Here is a 1,447-nt window from a genome sequence, read left to right as displayed (position 1 = left end):
AACCACCTGGAAGCGATAGCGGCGGCAGGTGCGGCCATAGTGTTGAATAAGGGTTTCCATCAGTTGCTGGTTACCAGCGAGGGCGCTGTCGGTCACCTCGATGGTGATAACGTCCCAGGGCGCTCCCTCTTGCCGTTCGTGGATGTCGCACCAGCCGATGCCAAGGCGCTCGAAGATGCGCTTAAAGCCGGCTACTTCGCCTGCGTCCCGGGCGTTCACAAAGGCGAACTTGACCCGTTTGCGAAAGAGCGGCAGTGGCTCGCCGTTAAAGCGGCTGATGTCCCGCTCCCAGGCGAGCAGCGCCAGCAGTGACTCCGAGCAGGTGAGCGGGTCTTGCTGGGCCAGTGGCAGCAACAGCCACCCCTTGAGCCGTTGCCAGAAGGCGTTGATGCCCTTGGCCAGAAACCCGGGTTCGGCGTGGGCCGGGCTGATGGTGTAGCCATCCTCCCACCAGGGGGCGCTGGCATCGGGGAGCTGCGGTGCTTTGTTACTGTGTTCAAGCGGGGTCGGGTTAGTCATAGAGGGTCACCTCCAGCGTGTTCAGGCGCGGGATGGCCAGCCCCGAGATGATGTCATCTTGCGCAAACTTGAGGCTTTGCAGCTGCGGGAACTGGCTGTGCAGCTCGCGGGCCAGTTGCGAGAGCGAGAAGCGGGAGCGTGGCCAGGTGCGGGTGACACTCGGAAAATCCCCCGACTGACGAAACGCCGCTTTGACCAGCGATTCAGCGCCGAGCTTGAGGGCGGCTTTCTGCTCGTCGGTGAGGTTGGCCACCGGCCACAGTTCCAGCGTGAGGTTGTGCTGGGTTTCCGGCATCGCCATTACGAACAGGTCATCGCCGTGGCCATGGTTGCCCTGGCGGCCCACGTAGTCGTTAAGCTGGGCAATCAGGCTGGCCGGGGTAGCGCCCACCTCCAGCAGGATGTAGGCGTTGGCGGTGCCGGGGCCCCGCGGTGCCTCATGCTCGAAGAAAATGTGATCGGCGCGAATGCCGGCAACGCTTGCCAGCATCGAGCGGTAAATCGCGTCGATGTGATAGCGGCCCACCGCCGAGAACTGGTTCTGAATGCGCAGCCCCAGCGCATCGTTGCTCTCGGCATCGGCGCCCTGGGTGGTGATCCACTCCTTGTCATCGTTGCGGGCCGACAAGATGCCGGTCACCGGTTCGCTCAGCAGGTTGTAATAGCCCGGGGCCAGATTCCAGGCCGCGCCTGCGAACTCGGCCTCGCACACCACCCGGGCTACCGCTTCGCCGGCCGGGCTCACCACCGCCTGCAACGGCTTGACCCGGTAGATGGTGCCGTTGATGCGCTCGGTGCTGACCCAGATATCGGCCGGGATGGTGACTGCTTCGCTCGGGTTGGCCTTGATGAAGTTGATCACCCCGCGGGTCTTCTGGGCCCCCTTGCGGGTCAGGTCCACATCCCACGCCTTGAGGTCGAGATAGGC

The 1,447-nt window shown here is 63.9% G+C and carries 2 protein-coding genes; both read right to left on the bottom strand.

Going from position 1 to position 1,447, the window contains the following annotated elements; all coding sequences use genetic code 11:
- Window positions 1–519 (bottom strand): phage tail protein (locus AACS18_RS13305; RefSeq protein ID WP_108612469.1); only part of this gene is annotated, 519 nt, incomplete at its 3' end.
- On the bottom strand, window positions 512–1,447 hold a 936-nt coding region (locus AACS18_RS13300; protein WP_108612468.1), incomplete at its 5' end, for a baseplate J/gp47 family protein. The genes AACS18_RS13305 and AACS18_RS13300, both read right to left, overlap by 8 nt.

The sequence above is a fragment of the Aeromonas sp. HMWF015 genome (assembly GCF_963878965.1).
In the GTDB taxonomy this organism is placed as follows: Bacteria; Pseudomonadota; Gammaproteobacteria; order Enterobacterales; family Aeromonadaceae; genus Aeromonas; species Aeromonas veronii.
The sequence above is the reverse complement of the archived record's forward strand: the minus strand, read 5'-3'. Positions and strand labels throughout refer to the sequence as shown.